The organism is Pseudomonas fragi, from assembly GCF_002269505.1.
GTDB classification, from domain to species: Bacteria; Pseudomonadota; Gammaproteobacteria; order Pseudomonadales; family Pseudomonadaceae; genus Aquipseudomonas; species Aquipseudomonas fragi_D.
The window spans coordinates 23444-40668 of the sequence record NZ_NQKQ01000013.1 but is presented as its reverse complement, the minus strand read 5'-3'; the positions used below and the strand labels follow the sequence as shown (position 1 = coordinate 40668).

The following is a 17225-nucleotide window of genomic DNA, read 5'->3' as shown; positions in this document are numbered from 1 at the left end:
GCGCGGAGATAAATTTATCAAAATGATATTGACAGTAATTTATCACAGAGATAAATTTACTCCATCGCCGGCCAACACCGGCAACGCGGCAGAGATGCCCGGGGCAACCCGAACGCTCTTTAAAAACCTGCAGACGCACCCTGACGCCATACGGCATTTGAGTTCAGGGAACAGCACGCAATACAGCCTGCTTCCGTGACCGATAACTCGACACGCAAGGTTTGCTGGCAACACCGGACACTTTCACTCCTGCACCTGGGCAACCGGGTGCAGTGGGAAAACAACCGAGTAAACATCATGGAATCGACAATCGTAGACGGTGCATGGAAAGGCCACCTCGGCCGAGGCCTTGCGCCGCGGGAACTGCAATTCGTGCTGTCAGTTGCCCAGGGACTGACAGCCAAAGAGATTGCCAGAGCGTTCGACATTGCGCCGGGCACCGTGGTCAAGCGGCTGGCTTGCGCCATGTACAAGCTCGGCGTTCATCGCCAAGGCGCGATGGTCGCCGAAGCGATGCGGCGACAGATCATCTCCCCACTCTGCCTGCTACTTGCCGGACTGATCGCAATGCACGCCGCTACAGACAGCGAAATGTCGCGCCGAGACCGCCGCCCCTCAGAACGACGCTTCGCCGAGATGCGCCTGGTGCGCCGCGCCGAAGCGCTAGAGCTGACCGTATAACCCGAATCAACCAGCGCCACGACAGCCTGTCGCTAACTGCCCGAGCCCCTGGTACTCCCCAGCACCAGGCCGTATCGGTCTGATCTTCGGCATATTCCAGCCAGAGTACAGACCGATGCGGACGCCAACCCAGCAGACGCTGGACACCTGCATCCCCCCTTCCCTACTGACGATCAACACTGAGGACTCAGCCATGCACAAGTAAACCAAGACGGGCACGCCCGCACAGCCAGGCTCTTACATACGGTGGCGTTATAAGAGAGCAACGCAGCCCGGTTTCGACTGGGCTTTTTAATACCTGCGTTTATCCGTCAGCACTCCATTGCGCGCCCATCGGCAAACAGCGCGATGCCTGACTGCTGACGAATAACCGTAACTCTGTCGAGGATCGACCATGGATATATCTTTCGCCAAGCGCTGCGCAATTCTTGAAGGGTTGCGCGAACGCACACGCCAGGCCACTGCCGAGTTCTACCAAAAGCCCGGTGTACAACCGCCGCCACTCGCACCGCTGATCATCGTGCGTCCAAGCGGCAACAACACCTTCTCGCTGATCAATCGGGCTACTGGCATGGTCGTAGCCGAGCGCTTCGGCCACAACAACGCCACCAGCCATGCCCGGGCGCTGGAAGCAAAAGCAGCGCAGTTCGGCATCAAGCAATTCGGTCAGCTACTGCGAGACTGGGCATTACGCATTAGCGCAATACTGGCCGTATTTGTCTTCTTCGGCAGTCATCTGTGAGGCGTATCAACGCCTCAGTACGGCGCGGCCTTCGAAAAATTCAACACCATCTGCCGCCCAGCGCGCTCACAGCTGAAAAGTCAGCGCCCTGGGCAGAAGTTGCACCCTCAGTTATTACGGCTGAGCTGCAGGTTCTGGCTCGTGCACTCTGTGGTGCTGACGGTACCCATAAATGCGTTCAATTTCACGGCGCACCGCTCAATGTTCAGGCCGTTGCGCCCATCGCTGGAGATGTTGGTGACGTATGGGCCAGCAGTTGTGCAGCCGCCCAGTACAGCGAGTAGGCACAGAGCGGTGATTTTCAATTTCATGTGAATCCTTGAGTAGTGGTTCAGACCGTTTAGTTGATCACAAAGCTATAGCAACTTGCCACTACACATAACCCCCTACTCCCACTGCCCACAAGCGGACTTAAAGAGAAAGGCCATGGCCAAATCTGCAACCGAGCGCAAGCGCGAACAGCGGGTGCGGGACAAATTGAGCGCGAAGGAAAAAGAAGCGCTCCTGTTGTCACGCAAGATTGTCACGGCCCTGTATCACAACGATGACGCCGCGCTGAAACGTACCATGGCACGCACCGGGATCGATGAGGAACAGGATCTGATATCGCGCTTCATTCGCGGCGCCGACCGCATGGCTGATCAGCAATTGGCGGAATTTATTCGCCTTTTGTAACTGTCACGCCAACACGTCACAAACGACAAATATACACGCTGCATCCGGTCACGGAGGGCGGCGCCTGACTGGAGATAATCCATGGACAAGAACACGAAGATCCTGATCTCGGAGATCTCCGGCGAATGGACGCAGCGCCTGCGCTCAGGGAAAACCAACATCTGGAACGCCTGCAGCCATGACCGTCCGCACCTCAACGGGCTACCAGAGGTTCGGCTTGATCCACCTGAAGTGGGGCTGTACGCCGAGCGCATCGATGGGGCCTGGTATTGGGTATCGGGTTGCGCCAAGTGCAACGGAAGCGGTGAGAAATACAGCTACTCGGTATGCGACAAGCACAACGTTTGCCGTCTGTGCAGTACTCACCGCTCGAAGCTCACAGAAACACCGTGGGGCCATCCTGACGGCTTCACCTGTAAACCTTGCCAGGACGCAGAAGACGCCGTTGCGAAGGCCGCAGCGCTGACCAAGGTCGCCGAGACCGACTATGACGCGTGGGATTATCGCAACCTGGACGAATGCAAATGCCCGCACTGCGCCACCGTGATCCACATTGAAGCCGAGGATTACGGCGACAAGAACATGGAGTGCGACACCTGCAACGGCCTGTTCGAGCTGACAATCGAGTACTCGGTGAGCTTCACCACCGAGGTGATTGGCGAGCGCATCACGGCCTGATCCGGCTCCATGCCGGTCACTCGTGATACCCCAGATCAAAGATTCACGTCAGCCGGAGCACGAGGGAAGAGCTCAAAATAAACTGCATACCATCGACTCAAAAAATTACATCTCGTAAGTGTAAAATCCCTTCAGCTTGTCCTTGATTCGAGCATAGAAATCGAGTTTCCCAATGTGGGGATCAAGGTAGATTAGCCAGCTCCCATCATCTCGCTTTTCAGTTTCCGCTATATACCCTCCAATTTGATCCACCGTAAGCCCTAGAGATTTAGCGATTTCACCAGTTGTCGGCTTGCCGTTCATTTGGTGCGTCCTCATAGCCGGGCCCGTCCCGCGCAAACAAGAAATAGACCACAAATCCACTTCACGCCAGCCGGCGAGGATCTCCTATGTCTGCACAACAGAAGAAACACCCTTTCGATTTCAAAACCCAGTACGGCCTTGGCTTCAACCAGCAGGACGATGAGATCGTCGTGGACTTCTTCTGCGGCGGTGGCGGCGCCGGTACCGGGCTGGAAATGGGGCTTGGTCGTGCAGTAACGGTCGCCAAGAACCACAGCCCTGCAGCGATCAGCATGCACACAGTCAACCACCCGCATGCAAAGCACTTCACCACTGACGTGTTTGAGGGTGACCCTGACACCGAATGCGGCGGCCGGGCTGTGGGTTGGTTCCATATGTCGCCGGACTGCACCCATCACAGCCAGGCAGCCGGAGGGCAGCCCCGCAAACGCGAGATTCGTAACCTCTCGTGGATTGGCCTCAAGTGGGCTGGCATGAAGCAACCACGGGTGATCAGCCTTGAGAACGTGAAGCAAATTTTGCAATGGGGGCCGCTGGTGGCCAAGCGCTGCAAATCGACCGGGCGTGTCATCAAGCTGGGTGGCGGGACTGCTGAGCCAGGTGAAGTGGTGCCGGTCAGCGAGCAATTTCTGGTACCCGACCCGAAACGTCGCGGTCAGACCTGGGCTGTGTTTGTCGCCGAGCTGCAGCGCCTGGGCTATGTCGTCGAATGGCGCGTGATCAAGGCCTGCGACTTCGGGGCCCCTACCAGCCGGGAGCGACTGTTTATGATTGCTCGATGTGACGAGCAGCCCATCGTGTGGCCAGAACCGACCCACGCCAAGAACCCCGCCAAGGGCCAGCAGAAGTGGCGCACCGCCGCCGAGTGCATCGATTGGACGATCCCAAGCAAAAGCATCTTTGGCCGTAAAAAGGATCTGGCCCCGGCCACCCTGCGCCGCGTTGCCAAGGGCATGCGCAAGTTCGTACTGGATGCCGCCAGTCCCTTTATCGTACCGATCGCTAACTGGTCCGGTGAGAGCGTGCAGTCTGCGGATGAGCCACTGCGCACCGTGACCTCATGGCCTCGCGGTGGATCGTTTACAATGGCCAGCCCGATCATTGCGCCGGCCACTCACCAGGGCAGCGACCGGATAAATGACCCAGGCGCCCCGCTACCGACAATCACTTGCGCGAATCGTGGCGAATTGACGCTGATCAGCCCTGTAATGGTGGGTGCTGGTGGCCCTGCGTACTCCGGCAAGCCGGTGGCCGTCGATCAGCCAGTTGGCACCCTGATGACGCAAAATCATCGTGCGATTGCATCAGCATGCATTGTTCAGGCAGGCCACGGAGAAGGATCTGGAGAAAGCAAACGCAGAAGTCACGGGGTGAACAATATCTGCGGCCCGTTAGGCACGGTTACAGCCAGCGGCGGCGGTCAATCCATCGCTACTGTGTTTATGGCCCAGATGAATGGCGGCTTCAACACAACAGCCGCGAAAAGCATCACCGACCCGATGACCACCGTGACCAACACCGGCAGCCAGCAACAACTGGTCACCGCCAACTTGGTGCACTTGCGCGGCAACTGCGATGCACGGGACATGAACGACCCGCTACACACGATCAGCGCAGGCGGCACCCATCACGGGCTGATGACGGCATTCCTTGAGCGTCAGTTCGGCGCCAGTGTCGGCCAGGGCCTGGACGATCCGGCACCTACCATCACCGCGGGCGGTGGCGGCAAGAGCTCACTGGTCGAGCTGCAGCTCTCGCCAGAGGTTGAAGCCGGTGCCATGCGGGTCGCAGCTTTCCTGATCAGCTACTACGGCACGGAGAATGTCAGCGACGCCAACGAGCCGGCACCCACCATCACCACCCGCGACCGCCTGGCACTCGTCACGGTGACAATCAAAGGCACGCCGTATGTAATCGTCGATATCTGCCTGCGGATGCTGCAACCCGCTGAGCTCTACAAGGCCCAGGGCTTCCCTGCTGACTACATCATCAGCCATGGCGCAGACGGCAAACCCTTCACCAAAACCCAGCAGGTTCACATGTGCGGGAATAGTGTCAGCCCACCACCGATGGCTGCTCTGGCCCGGGCAAATGACCCATGGCGAGCAGCTGAATACCGAGCAAAAGCAGCCTAGCTACATAGGCGGCACGCAAGAAATGGAAGACAGCAGACCTAGAATTGCGGCATTTCTAACATCTCGACGGCCTCAAGCTTGTAGCCCTGAAGCTGTTCAAATGCTCGAAGCAGTGAAAGCTTGACTGCGCAATTAACTCAGTACTGAAGAACTCAGCCTCGCATGCATTTTTACAGTGATATCGAATGCCATCACGGTCGATTGCCTCGCCATAAACGGTGTCGCCTTCAGGGCTGGTGAGCCTCACAACCCAAATCATCAATTTCTACTCAAAGATTTAGCCTAGAGAAAAAATCAAAAAAATCACAGAAACCACTATTACGCCAAGCTCGCACCCACACAAGCGTAAGGATACGCTTCACTATACATTTTTCTTATTTTTTGGCCGTCAATTGGAATACGGATATCAAATTGATATCATGCGCAAAATCTCGTATAGCTCACTCGAACAGGATGTCAAGGTGCCAAGATTTTTCTATTCAGATTGTGCGATAACCAATCTCGACAGGCTAGATTTTAATGGGGACGAGTTCAGCGCTCGCGTTGACGGAGGAAAGATCGAGCGCTTAGTAATGGATAACAATATTTTTCATTATCTGATGGGTCTTGGAGCGAATACCAAAGCTCGTATATTGTTCTATGATCCAGGCTTCAAGAAACCGCTAACCATCGCTGGCGTGGATGACATTTCCACCAAGCACAAAATTATACGCAACGCATCATTAAGTAGTTTGTACAAGTTAGCATTCCGACCTCTTGTATCTGGTGTACTAGCGTGGTTTGCTGCATGGGCCTTAATGATTATACCGGTGCTTTATTTGTATGGTGCCACCCCACACAAGGGCGTAACAATGCTCGAAACACTCACCATTCAGATTGGAGCTGTAGTGGGATTATTATTCCTCGCACATTCAACATGGGTGACCATGAAGATATCTAGGAGTAGCAGTTGGGCACTAGGAAAAATCTCGCCCTACACCAAAAAAGAAGACATCAAACCCACAACGCCAAAACATAAAGCTTTCGAAAAGCCTGCTCCAGAGCTTGTTGACTAAAGCAGCATCCAACAGAACACTTCTAAAGGGCCTTCACGGCCCTACCAAGAGCTACGATAGGTACCTCTACCTCTCCTGAAGCGCTACTGACTCACCTTGTAGAGCTGCCCGAAAGAAACTTCACAAACACAAAATAACCAATAGCTATTTCAGCTACGGCTATCACTCCAAAAACCGCACCAAACATAAACGATGCCGCAATAAAGCCTATGGCTACGATGGCAATAAATCCTTGGATTATTTGTAGAGTCTTTCCGTCTAGGGAAAACTTTCCGCTCAGAAATAGTCCGGCGGCAAGACCAATCAAAACACCAACTACGATTCGCGCAAACACATCCCAACTCCCTTTGATTAAAGTCGTTAGTTTACTCCATAATTCACTACAAAACTTCCCAATTCAAAGCCAGCCGCTACAGCGGCAAGGACGAAGTCATGTCTGAAAATAAATCGAAGACCCTATGCATCTATCACGGCAACTGCGCTGATGGTTTTGGCGCTGCCTGGGTTGTACGCAAAGCCCTTGGCGCCAATGTCGAGTTTGTACCTGGTGTCTACGGCCAAGAGCCACCGGATGTAGCTGGAAAAGACGTTGTTCTCGTCGACTTCAGCTACAAGTACGACGTACTGGCGGAGCTCGCGTGGAGAGCGAAAAGCATAATCGTGCTCGACCATCACAAAAGTGCGGCCGAAGACTTGGGGCGCTTTGAGCTATTCCACGCAGGCATTGAAGAAGATAAACGTCGCGATGACGGAACCCCACTGCTCGGCTGGAAAACAGCGCACGCCATGGCTAACTCTCAAAACGGCCCATCGATCGCCTGCTGTTTCGATATGAACCGAAGCGGAGCAATGCTCGCGTGGGATCACTACTTCCCTGGCCAAGAGCCCCCTCAGTTACTGCGGCACATCGAAGATCGCGACCTTTGGCTGTTCAAGCTTGAAGGAACGCGGGAGATCCAAGCCAATCTGTTCAGCTACCCCTACGACTTTGAAGTATGGGACCAACTAATGGCCGCTGATGTACTCACCCTGGTATCCGATGGGGCCGCAATTGAGCGCAAGCATCACAAGGATGTAGCAGAGTTGGTTGGCGTGACAAAGCGAAGGTTGCTGATCGGAGGTTTCGACGTACCTGTCGCATCCCTACCTTACACACTGACCAGCGATGCTGGCCACTTAATGGCCCAGGGCGAACCATTTGCAGCCTGCTATTGGGATACGCCGACTGGACGAGTGTTCAGCCTGCGCAGCACTGATGAAGGAATGGATGTTTCGGAAATCGCCAACCAGTACGGAGGCGGTGGCCACCGCAACGCTTCAAGGTTCCGCGTGCCATTCGGCCATGTACTGACTCTCTGATCCCATCAACCTTCTTCCGCCCAGCGCGGCGGCATGGAGATACGCGCATGGAAACTGAAATCCTCTCAGAGGAAGAGCTGGCCGACCTTACCGGCTACAAACACCGCGGCTACCAGCGTCAATGGCTCAAGGCTCGCAACTGGGTCTTTATCGAAAGTCGCGGTGGTCGCCCTCTCGTTGGCCGGATGTTCGCCCGTATGAAGCTCGGAATAATTTCGCCAACGCTAGCAGCCCAACCCTCACCACCAGCCCCTATCTGGACCCCTGACTTTTCTCGAGTAAGTTGAAATGCGCCCTCGCAAAACTGAAAACCAACACCTGCCGCCAAGGATGTATCAGCGCACGCGCCTGCGTAAAAACGGGAAAGTGTGGACGGCTTACTATTACCGCGATGCAACGGGCCATGACATTCCGCTGGGCAAAGATATTAACCAGGCCCGTATGAAGTGGGCCGAACTGGAGTCGAAAGAAAAACCTTTAGACCTGCTTGTAATGAGAGGCATATTTGATCGATACGCCAGAGACATCATTCCCAAGAAAGCCCCAAGGACGCAAAAAGACAATGCCGCCGAACTTCGCCAGCTGAGAGCGGTATTTGATGATGCGCCTATTGATGCGATATCGCCGTCTATGGTCGCCCAATACCGCGATGCCCGATCTGCCAAGACTCGAGCCAATAGAGAGCTCGCTTTGCTCTCGCATGTATTCAACATTGCCAGGGAGTGGGGATTAACTCGACAGGAGAATCCGTGCCTTGGTGTTCGCAAGAACAAAGAGAAGCCCAGGGACTATTACGCCAATGACGAAGTATGGGCAGCCGTTTATGGCTGCGCACCACAAGAAGTTCAGGATGCAATGGACTTAGCCTATTTGACAGGGCAACGCCCGGCAGATGTTTTGGCGATGCGCCGCGACGACATGGCCGGGGATTTTCTGCTGGTAAGCCAAGGCAAGACGGGCAAGCGCCTGCGCATTCACTTGAACACCAGTATCGGCCGCAGCAGTCTCGGGCTGTTGCTTGACCAAATCATGCAGCGCAATGCTGCTCACACCTCGCCTTATTTCATTCTCAGCAAAAGCGGTGTGCGGGTGTCCTGGCAAATGATGCGCAATCGTTGGGACGCCACCCGCCTGCTTGCCGCTGACAGGGCAAGAGCATCGGGATCTGAGGAGGAAGCAAAGCGGATCATGCAATTTCAGTTTCGCGATATCAGGCCAAAGGCTGCGTCGGAAATTGCAGATATTTCGGAGGCGAGCGCGCTTCTTGGGCACTCAAAAGAAGGGATTACGGAACGGGTTTACCGGCGTATCGGAGCCATCGCCAAGCCCACAAAGTGAATTAGTTATGGAACACCATGCCCAAAGTAATGGAACACTTCACTTTCCTGCGCCCAATAAAAAACCCCGTAGACCAAGGTCTACGGGGCTTTCGAATGTGGAGGCCGAAGCCGGAATCGAACCGGCGTGGGCGGATTTGCAATCCGCTGCATAACCATTTTGCTATTCGGCCAATTGTGCTTGAAGTTTCTGTGGAAACATCAAAAACAAGAGTTTGTTACTGCGACTATATCGCTACAAGCATTTGATTCTTCAGCACTTCAGGTAGTTGCCCCCGGGCTGATGGCGCGCATTATGTACTAGAAGCTGGAAGCTGGCAACCCCCTGAATTCTAATAATTTTTAGTTATTTCTCAGGCACCCGTTTTCAGATCACCACGTTGCGCACAAAGCGCAGTATCCCGTCACCTTCGTTGCGGTAGGTATGGGGGCGGTTGCTGGCGTACATATGGAACTCCCCCGCCGCTATCTGCAGCGTCCGGTCGTCCATCACCAGGGTCAGGCTGCCCTCAAATACATAGAGCTGTTCGCTCCAGCCCTCGGCATCCGCCTGGGAGTGGTATTCCTCGCCCGGCTCCAGGGTCCATTCCCACAGTTCTACTTCCCGTGTGGCGGTGGCCTTGGACAGTAGAACCGCTTTGCTGCCAACCCGGGTGCCCGTCCAGGCCACTTCGTTGATGCGGCTCGGGTCCCCTGAACCCGGGGCCTGTATCAAGTCGCTAAAGGCTACATTCAACGCCTCCGCCACACGGTCAAGGGTGCTCAGGCTGACGTTCTTTTCGCCCGCTTCGATGGCCACCAGCATTCGCCGGCTTACCCCGGACTGTTCTGACAATGCGCTCTGGCTCAGGTGCGCGAGCAGCCTGAGGCGTCGTACGTTCTGGCTGACGTGCTGGAGAACAGAAGCGCGTTGTGAATTTTCTTTGGGCACTATATTGCTCACCTTGTGGGACTGCGCAGTATACTGCCCAGCTTTGGCGCATTGTGCGTCTCCATTCCTGTAACACGCAAGGTTCAATGCCATTGAAACTTCCCGGATTGCTGTCAGTTACTTCCCGCTTCAGTAAAGCCGAATGTGTGCTGATCCTGATCACCATGGTCTGGGGCATCACCTTTCTATTGGTGCAACATGCCTTGACGGCGAGCGGGCCGATGTTTTTTGTGGGCCTGCGTTTTGCCGCGGCGGCGGCCATGGTCGCGCTGTTTTCTCTGCGAAGTTTGCGTGGCATCACGCTGTTCGAGCTCAAGGCCGGGATGTTTATCGGGGTCTCGATCATGCTCGGTTACGGTTTGCAGACCATCGGCCTGCAAACCATTCCCAGCAGCCAGTCGGCGTTTATTACCGCTCTGTATGTTCCTTTTGTGCCTCTGCTGCAATGGCTGGTGCTGGGTCGCCGGCCCGGCCTGATGCCGAGCCTGGGGATCATGCTGGCCTTTACCGGTCTGATGTTGCTGTCCGGCCCAAGCGGTGCGTCGCTGGATTTCAGCCCGGGCGAGATCGCCACGCTGATCAGCGCCATTGCCATAGCGGCTGAGATCATTTTGATCAGTGCTTACGCAGGCAAGGTGGATGTGCGCCGGGTGACCGTGGTGCAGCTCAGTACGGCATCGGTTCTGGCCTTTTTGATGATTGTTCCGACACAAGAGACCCTTCCTGGCTTTTCATGGCTATTGTTAGCCAGTGCTGTAGGACTTGGCGCTGCCAGTGCGGTGATTCAGGTAGCGATGAATTGGGCGCAAAAAAGCGTCTCACCAACCCGGGCGACGCTTATTTATGCGGGCGAGCCGGTGTGGGCAGGTATCGCCGGGCGCCTGGCAGGCGAGCGTTTGCCCGCTATTGCTCTGTTGGGAGCAGTATTGATTGTTGCAGCGGTGATCGTGAGTGAGTTAAAAACCAAGGGTAAAAAGCACGAAGCGCTTGAGGACAAGCAAGGTGATCAAGCTTGCGATTAAAGCTGCAAGGCTTAGAGCCGGTACGAATTTTTACTTAGAAGCGCTTATATAGGGATAGAGCTGTAGTAAACCAGACAGGTTATAGACAGCCTTTGTAGGATTCAGCCACAGGTTTGCTGTTGGTGATCTGCAGCCCGCCCCGTATGATCGCTTACAAACTCCTGCAGATTAGAAGCCTATGTCCCTGATAGTTCTACTGCTTCTGCCCTTTATCGGCAGCTGTCTGGCGGCTGTTTTGCCGCACAACGCACGTAACAGTGAATCACTGTTGGCCGGTCTGATTGCATTGATCGGTACTGTACAAGTAGCCCTGCTCTATCCACAGATCGCCCATGGTGGCGTTATTCGTGAAGAGTTCATGTGGCTGCCCAGTCTCGGCCTGAATTTTGTTCTGCGGCTGGACGGGTTCGCCTGGCTGTTCTCGATGCTGGTGCTTGGCATCGGCACGCTGGTGTCGTTGTACGCCCGCTATTACATGTCACCCGAGGACCCGGTTCCGCGCTTTTTTGCGTTTTTCCTGGCGTTTATGGGGGCCATGTTGGGCCTGGTGTTGTCCGGCAACCTGATCCAGATCGTGTTTTTCTGGGAGCTCACCAGCCTCTTCTCATTCTTGCTGATTGGTTATTGGCACCACCGCTCGGATGCCCGACGCGGCGCTTATATGGCGCTGATGGTCACGGGCGCCGGGGGGTTGTGTCTGCTGGCGGGGGTCATGCTGCTCGGCCATGTCGTCGGCAGTTATGATCTGGATGCAGTGCTGGCTGCGGGCGACAAGATCCGCGCCCACAGCCTGTATCCAATCCTGCTCCCGCTAATCCTGATCGGCGCTCTGAGCAAAAGCGCGCAGTTCCCGTTTCATTTCTGGCTGCCCCACGCCATGGCGGCGCCCACTCCGGTATCGGCTTACTTGCACTCGGCAACCATGGTCAAGGCCGGGGTCTTTCTGCTCGCCCGCTTGTGGCCTTCGCTGTCGGGCAGTGAAGAGTGGTTCTGGATTGTCAGTGGTGCCGGGGCCTGCACCCTGGTGCTGGGCGCTTATTGCGCGATGTTTCAAAACGACCTTAAAGGCTTGCTGGCCTACTCGACGATCAGCCATCTGGGCCTGATCACCCTGCTGCTGGGCCTCAACAGCCCGCTGGCAGCGGTTGCCGCCGTGTTCCATATTCTCAACCACGCCACTTTCAAGGCGTCGCTATTCATGGCGGCCGGGATCATCGACCACGAGACCGGCACGCGGGACATCCGCAAGCTCAGCGGCCTGTTCAAGCTCATGCCTTACACTGCGACCCTGGCCATGGTCGCCAGTGCCTCCATGGCAGGCGTGCCGCTGCTGAACGGGTTCCTGTCCAAAGAGATGTTCTTTGCCGAAACCGTGTTTATCAATTCAACGGCCTGGGTGGAAATCGCCCTGCCGGTGATTGCGACGATCGCCGGTACGTTTAGCGTGGCTTATGCCCTGCGCTTCACGGTGGATGTGTTCTTCGGCCCGCCCGCGACCAACTTGCCCCATACCCCCCACGAGCCGCCTCGCTGGATGCGCGCACCGGTTGAGCTGCTGGTGCTGACCTGCCTGACGGTGGGGATTTTCCCGGCGCAAACCGTAGGCCCGCTGCTTGCCGCAGCGGCGCAGCCAGTGGTGGGCGGCGAGCTGCCCGAGTACAGCCTGGCGATCTGGCACGGCCTGAATGCACCGATGATCATGAGTTTGATCGCCATGTCCGGCGGCATTGTGCTGTATGTGCTGTTGCGCAAGCAGCTCAAGCTCGATCGTTTCCCGCTGCCGCCACTGATCCAGTATTTCAATGGCAAACGCTTCTTTGAACGCAGCCTGGTGGTGATCATGCGCGGTGCGCGGCGCATCGAACGCCGCATCAGCACCCAGCGCCTGCAAACCCAGCTGTTTTTGTTGATTCTGGTCGCCGTAATCGCCGGGCTGATCCCGATGCTGTACAGCGGGCTGGGCTGGGGCGACCGCCCGAAAATACCGGGCTCGATCGTGTTTATCACCCTGTGGCTGATTGCGATTGCCTGTGCCCTGGGCGCTGCCTGGCAAGCCAAGTACCACCGTCTCGCAGCCCTGACCATGGTCAGTGTGTGCGGCCTGATGACCTGCGTGACCTTCGTATGGTTTTCGGCGCCCGATCTGGCGTTGACGCAACTGGTGGTTGAAGTGGTGACCACGGTGCTGATCCTGCTGGGTCTGCGCTGGCTGCCACGGCGTATTGAAGAGGTCTCACCCCTGCCGGGCACCTTGCGCAAGGCCCAGGTCCGTCGTCTGCGCGACTTGCTGCTGTCGACTGCAGTGGGGGGTGGCATGGCATTGCTGTCCTACGCGATGCTGACCCGCCAGACGCCCAACGACATCTCCTCGTTCTACCTCAGCCGGGCCTTGCCTGAAGGCGGCGGCAGCAATGTGGTGAATGTGATGCTGGTGGACTTCCGCGGCTTCGACACCCTGGGTGAAATCACTGTTCTGGCCGCCGTGGCGCTGACCGTGTTTGCCCTGCTGCGCCGCTTCCGCCCTTCGAAAGAGAGCATGCAATTGCCTGCCCAGCAGCGTCTGCTGGCCAAGGACGTGATGACCGACCTGGTCAACCCGCGTAGCGCCAGCGATACCGCACTGGGCTTTATGATGGTGCCGGCGGTGCTGGTGCGCCTGTTGCTGCCGATCGCTTTTGTGGTGTCCATGTACCTGTTTATGCGCGGGCACAACCAGCCCGGCGGCGGTTTCGTCGCAGGCCTGGTGATGAGTGTGGCGTTTATCCTGCAGTATATGGTTGCCGGCACGCAGTGGGTCGAGGCGCAGATGAGCCTGCGACCGCTGCGCTGGATGGGTTTCGGCCTGCTGTGCGCAACCCTGACCGGGCTGGGCGCAATCCCCTTGGGTTACCCGTTCCTGACCACCCATACCTTCCACTTCAGCCTGCCGCTGTTGGGCGATATTCATGTGGCCAGCGCCCTGTTCTTCGATATCGGCGTGTTTGCGGTGGTGGTCGGTGCAACCCTGCTGATCCTCACGGCACTGGCTCACCAGTCCGTGAGGGCCCATCGCCCGAGCAATCAGCTGGCCCCGCTGCCCGCCCAGCAACCCCCGCTTGCATCCAAAGAAGGAGCCGCCTGATGGAAGAAGTCATTGCCATCGCTATCGGAGTATTGGCCGCATCGGGCACCTGGCTGGTTCTGCGTCCGCGAACCTTTCAGGTGGTCATGGGCCTGTGTCTGCTGTCTTACGGGGTCAACCTGTTTATTTTCAGCATGGGCAGCCTGTTTATCGGCAAGGAGCCGGTGATCAAGGACGGCGTGCCCCAGGACTTGCTCAACTACACCGACCCGCTGCCCCAGGCACTGGTACTGACCGCAATCGTCATCAGTTTCGCCATGACCGCGCTGTTTCTGGTGGTCTTGCTGGCCTCTCGGGGCCTGACCGGTACCGACCACGTTGATGGCCGGGAGCCTAAAGAATGAATTTGATGCCGCACCTGATTGTCGCGCCCATTCTGCTGCCGCTGCTGACCGCAGCCTGCATGTTGTTGCTTGGGGAGAAACACCGTCCGCTGAAAGCGCGCATCAACCTGATCTCGACCCTGATCGGTCTGGGTATTTCGGTGATGCTGTTGCTGTGGACCCGTGAGCAAGCGATCCCGGCTTCGATTGGTGTCTATCTACCGAGCAACTGGCAAGTGCCGTTCGGGATCGCCCTGGTGGTCGATCACCTGAGCGCCTTGATGCTGGTGCTGACCGGCATTATCGCCAGTTGCGCCCTGCTGTTCGCCATGGCCCGCTGGGACCGTGCCGGGGCCAGTTTCCACGCGTTGTTCCAGATTCAGTTGATGGGCCTGTACGGGGCCTTTTTGACCGCCGACCTGTTCAACCTGTTCGTGTTTTTCGAAGTGCTGCTGGCCGCCTCCTACGGTTTGATGCTGCATGGTTCGGGCAAGGCGCGGGTGTCGGCGGGGCTACATTACATCTCGATCAACCTGCTGGCTTCATCGCTGTTCCTGATCGGTGCGGCGTTGATCTACGGGGTGACCGGCACCTTGAACATGGCCGATCTGGCGCTGAAAATCCCCTTGGTGCCCGAGGCCGATCGCGGCTTGCTGCACGCCGGCGCGGCCATTCTGGCGGTGGCCTTTCTGGCCAAGGCGGGCATGTGGCCGCTTAACTTCTGGCTGGTACCGGCCTATTCATCGGCCAGTGCGCCGGTGGCGGCGCTGTTTGCGATCATGACCAAGGTGGGCATCTACACCGTGCTGCGCCTGTGGACCCTGCTGTTTTCCGGGCAAGCCGGTGCCTCGGCGTACTTTGCCGGTGACTGGCTGATCTACGGCGGCATGGCGACCATCGTCTGCGCCGCCATCGCCATCCTCGCCGCCCAGCGCCTGGAGCGCATGGCCAGCCTGAGTATTCTGGTGTCTGCCGGCATCCTGTTATCGGCTGTCGGTTTCGCCCAGCCCAACCTGACCAGCGCCGCACTGTTCTATCTGGTCAGTTCAACCCTGGCCCTGAGCGCACTGTTCCTGCTGGCTGAGTTGATCGAACGCTCGCGCTCTTCTGCCGATCTGGTGCTTGAAGATGATGCCGAGCCGCAGCCCAGCCTGAGCGAGTCGATACCCCCACCGCGGGGCAGCAACCTGGACGATGAGCAAAAAATAGTCGTGGGCCAGATCATTCCCTGGACGATGGCCTTTCTGGGCTTGAGTTTTATCGCCTGCGCGCTGTTGATTATCGGCATGCCGCCGCTGTCCGGGTTTATCGGCAAGCTCGGTTTGCTCAACGCCTTGCTCAACCCGTTGGGGCTGGGCAATGCCAGCGATGCGCCAATCTCAACTGCGGCCTGGAGCCTGCTGGCCTTGTTGATTCTCTCGGGGCTGGCGTCATTGATTGCCTTTTCGCGTATGGGCATCCAGCGCTTCTGGACGCCCCTTGAACGTGAGTCACCGATACTGCGTCGCATCGAGTGCCTGCCCATCGTGTTGCTGCTGGGGCTGTGCGTAGTGGTGACGTTCAAGGCCGAGCCGGTACTGCGTTATACCCAGGCCGCCGCCGACACCCTGAACAACCCCGAGCGTTACGTGATGGCCGTGATCGCCACCCGCCCGGTGCCGAGCCCGCAAGCCAGGGCGGCAGCGCAGGAGGTGCAACCATGAAGCGCCTGTTCCCTGCCCCCTGGCTGTCCCTGGCGCTGTGGGCGCTGTGGTTGTTGCTCAACCTGTCCCTGAGTGCAGGCAACCTGCTGCTGGGCGCGGCGCTGGCCATTCTGGCACCGCTGATGTTTGCGCCGCTGCGCCCGCTGCCAGTGCGCATTCGCCGTCCCGGAGTGATTCTCAAGCTGTTCTTTCTGGTGGGCCGCGATGTGGTGGCATCCAACATCGCCGTGGCCTGGGGTGTACTGCGCGCGGGCAATAATCCGCCACGTTCGCGGTTTATCAAGATCCCCCTGGACTTGCGCGACGCCAACGGTCTGGCCGCCCTGTCGATGATCACCACCGTGGTGCCCGGCACCATCTGGTCGGAACTGGCGCTGGACCGCAGCGTGCTGTTGTTGCATGTGTTTGATCTGGATGACGAGGCGTCGTTTATCGAACATTTCAAAACCGCCTACGAGCGCCCGTTGATGGAGATCTTTGAATGAGTGCCCTGCTCACCAATGCCATCCTGCTCAGCCTGTTTATCTTCAGCCTGGCAATGGTTCTGACCGTGATCCGCCTGTTCAAGGGCCCCTCGGCCCAGGACCGGGTTCTGGCGCTGGATTACCTGTATATCCTGGCCATGTTGATGATGCTGGTGCTGGGTATCAGATACGCCAGTGACACCTACTTTGAAGGCGCACTGCTGATTGCCCTGTTCGGCTTTGTCGGCTCGTTTGCGCTGGCCAAATTCCTGCTGCGTGGCGAGGTGATCGAATGAGTCTCTGGATCGAAATACCGGTGGCTGTGCTGCTGGTGCTCAGCAGCCTGTTTGCCCTGTGCGGGGCGATCGGGTTGTTGCGCCTCAAGGATTTTTTCCAGCGCATGCACCCGCCGGCACTGGCTTCGACCCTTGGCGCATGGGGCGTGGCCCTGGCCTCGATCCTGTACTTTTCCGCCCTTAAATCGACCCCGGTACTGCATGCCTGGCTGATGCCGATCCTGCTGTCGATTACCGTACCGGTGACGACCTTGCTGCTGGCACGGACTTCGCTGTTCCGCAAACGCATGGCGGGTGAGGATGTACCGGCGGAAGTCAGCAGTGGCGGGCGTAGCGAGAACGGCAGCTGACCTTGTGGGAGCGGGCTTGCTCGCGATTCAGGCGACGCGATTCGTCAGGT

Annotated in this window: 20 protein-coding genes and 1 tRNA gene; 16 read left to right on the top strand and 5 right to left on the bottom strand. The window is 57.3% G+C overall.

Going from position 1 to position 17225, the window contains the following annotated elements; translation table 11 throughout:
* Nucleotides 1-297 precede the first annotated feature (297 nt).
* Both CJU81_RS13355 and CJU81_RS13350 read left to right on the top strand, forming a co-directional pair.
* Nucleotides 298-681, top strand: a complete 384-nt coding sequence (locus CJU81_RS13355) for a LuxR C-terminal-related transcriptional regulator (RefSeq protein WP_095037013.1) — start codon at nt 298-300, stop codon at nt 679-681.
* 394 nt (nt 682-1075) lie between these two features.
* Nucleotides 1076-1423: a hypothetical protein gene (locus CJU81_RS13350; protein ID WP_095037012.1), complete on the top strand. Its 348-nt coding sequence runs from the start codon at nt 1076-1078 to the stop codon at nt 1421-1423.
* A gap of 107 nt (nt 1424-1530) precedes the next feature.
* Here CJU81_RS13350 and CJU81_RS13345 read toward each other — a convergent pair whose 3' ends face one another.
* Nucleotides 1531-1734, bottom strand: coding sequence for a hypothetical protein (locus tag CJU81_RS13345; RefSeq protein WP_048358250.1), 204 nt, complete (start codon nt 1732-1734; stop codon nt 1531-1533).
* Between the two features lie 115 nt (nt 1735-1849).
* Here CJU81_RS13345 and CJU81_RS13340 point away from each other — a divergent pair, with 115 nt between their 5' ends.
* Together CJU81_RS13340 and CJU81_RS13335 are read left to right on the top strand one after the other, a co-directional pair.
* Nucleotides 1850-2098 (top strand): hypothetical protein, encoded by a 249-nt coding sequence (locus CJU81_RS13340; RefSeq protein ID WP_095037011.1) that lies wholly within the window; start codon nt 1850-1852, stop codon nt 2096-2098.
* An 81-nt stretch (nt 2099-2179) separates the two neighbouring features.
* On the top strand, nt 2180-2776 hold the full coding sequence (locus tag CJU81_RS13335; RefSeq protein ID WP_095037010.1) for a hypothetical protein: 597 nt from the start codon (nt 2180-2182) through the stop codon (nt 2774-2776).
* A 105-nt stretch (nt 2777-2881) separates the two neighbouring features.
* Here the strand turns inward: CJU81_RS13335 and CJU81_RS13330 are convergent, their stop codons facing one another.
* On the bottom strand, nt 2882-3079 hold the full coding sequence (locus CJU81_RS13330) for a hypothetical protein (RefSeq protein WP_095037009.1): 198 nt from the start codon (nt 3077-3079) through the stop codon (nt 2882-2884).
* An 86-nt stretch (nt 3080-3165) separates the two neighbouring features.
* Between CJU81_RS13330 and CJU81_RS13325 the strand changes: the two genes are divergently transcribed.
* Nucleotides 3166-5214: a DNA cytosine methyltransferase gene (locus tag CJU81_RS13325; RefSeq protein ID WP_095037008.1), complete on the top strand. Its 2049-nt coding sequence runs from the start codon at nt 3166-3168 to the stop codon at nt 5212-5214.
* 572 nt (nt 5215-5786) lie between these two features.
* Nucleotides 5787-6269, top strand: coding sequence for a hypothetical protein (locus CJU81_RS13320; protein WP_176464841.1), 483 nt, complete (start codon nt 5787-5789; stop codon nt 6267-6269).
* A gap of 91 nt (nt 6270-6360) precedes the next feature.
* On the opposite strand, the gene CJU81_RS13315 is transcribed toward CJU81_RS13320, so the two are convergent.
* Complete coding sequence (locus CJU81_RS13315) at nt 6361-6603, bottom strand: hypothetical protein (protein WP_095037006.1); 243 nt, start codon at nt 6601-6603, stop codon at nt 6361-6363.
* A gap of 98 nt (nt 6604-6701) precedes the next feature.
* On the opposite strand from CJU81_RS13315, the gene CJU81_RS13310 reads away from it, so the two are divergent.
* From CJU81_RS13310 to CJU81_RS13300, 3 genes are read left to right on the top strand one after another with little or no spacing between them, the layout of a single operon-like run.
* Complete coding sequence (locus CJU81_RS13310; RefSeq protein ID WP_095037005.1) at nt 6702-7628, top strand: phosphohydrolase; 927 nt, start codon at nt 6702-6704, stop codon at nt 7626-7628.
* A 47-nt stretch (nt 7629-7675) separates the two neighbouring features.
* Nucleotides 7676-7915: a DUF4224 domain-containing protein gene (locus CJU81_RS13305; protein ID WP_095037004.1), complete on the top strand. Its 240-nt coding sequence runs from the start codon at nt 7676-7678 to the stop codon at nt 7913-7915.
* Nucleotide 7916: 1 nt separating this feature from the next.
* Nucleotides 7917-8966: a tyrosine-type recombinase/integrase gene (locus CJU81_RS13300; RefSeq protein ID WP_095037003.1), complete on the top strand. Its 1050-nt coding sequence runs from the start codon at nt 7917-7919 to the stop codon at nt 8964-8966.
* A 98-nt stretch (nt 8967-9064) separates the two neighbouring features.
* Here CJU81_RS13300 and CJU81_RS13295 read toward each other — a convergent pair.
* Nucleotides 9065-9138, bottom strand: a tRNA-Cys gene (locus tag CJU81_RS13295).
* 194 nt (nt 9139-9332) lie between these two features.
* Complete coding sequence (locus CJU81_RS13290; protein ID WP_095037002.1) at nt 9333-9896, bottom strand: helix-turn-helix domain-containing protein; 564 nt, start codon at nt 9894-9896, stop codon at nt 9333-9335.
* Nucleotides 9897-9982: 86 nt separating this feature from the next.
* Here CJU81_RS13290 and CJU81_RS13285 point away from each other — a divergent pair, with 86 nt between their 5' ends.
* The 7 genes from CJU81_RS13285 to CJU81_RS13255 all read left to right on the top strand — a co-directional run bounded on the left by CJU81_RS13285 (nt 9983) and on the right by CJU81_RS13255 (nt 17175).
* Nucleotides 9983-10918 (top strand): DMT family transporter, encoded by a 936-nt coding sequence (locus CJU81_RS13285; RefSeq protein WP_095037001.1) that lies wholly within the window; start codon nt 9983-9985, stop codon nt 10916-10918.
* Nucleotides 10919-11096: 178 nt separating this feature from the next.
* Nucleotides 11097-14039 carry a monovalent cation/H+ antiporter subunit A gene (locus CJU81_RS13280; RefSeq protein ID WP_095037000.1) on the top strand — a complete coding sequence of 981 codons (2943 nt, stop codon included), beginning with the start codon at nt 11097-11099 and terminating at the stop codon, nt 14037-14039.
* Entirely contained in the window at nt 14039-14383 is a 345-nt protein-coding gene (locus CJU81_RS13275; protein ID WP_003446102.1) for a Na+/H+ antiporter subunit C, read from the top strand. Before CJU81_RS13280 ends, CJU81_RS13275 begins: the two co-directional genes overlap by 1 nt.
* Nucleotides 14380-16065, top strand: a complete 1686-nt coding sequence (locus tag CJU81_RS13270) for a monovalent cation/H+ antiporter subunit D (protein ID WP_095036999.1) — start codon at nt 14380-14382, stop codon at nt 16063-16065. Before CJU81_RS13275 ends, CJU81_RS13270 begins: the two co-directional genes overlap by 4 nt.
* A complete protein-coding gene (locus tag CJU81_RS13265) occupies nt 16062-16550 on the top strand; it encodes a Na+/H+ antiporter subunit E (RefSeq protein WP_095036998.1) in 489 nt (162 codons plus the stop codon). Before CJU81_RS13270 ends, CJU81_RS13265 begins: the two co-directional genes overlap by 4 nt.
* A complete protein-coding gene (locus CJU81_RS13260; RefSeq protein ID WP_048358261.1) occupies nt 16547-16825 on the top strand; it encodes a K+/H+ antiporter subunit F in 279 nt (92 codons plus the stop codon). Before CJU81_RS13265 ends, CJU81_RS13260 begins: the two co-directional genes overlap by 4 nt.
* Nucleotides 16822-17175 carry a Na+/H+ antiporter subunit G gene (locus tag CJU81_RS13255; protein WP_095036997.1) on the top strand — a complete coding sequence of 118 codons (354 nt, stop codon included), beginning with the start codon at nt 16822-16824 and terminating at the stop codon, nt 17173-17175. The genes CJU81_RS13260 and CJU81_RS13255 overlap by 4 nt, the downstream gene beginning before the upstream one ends.
* Nucleotides 17176-17225 lie beyond the last annotated feature (50 nt).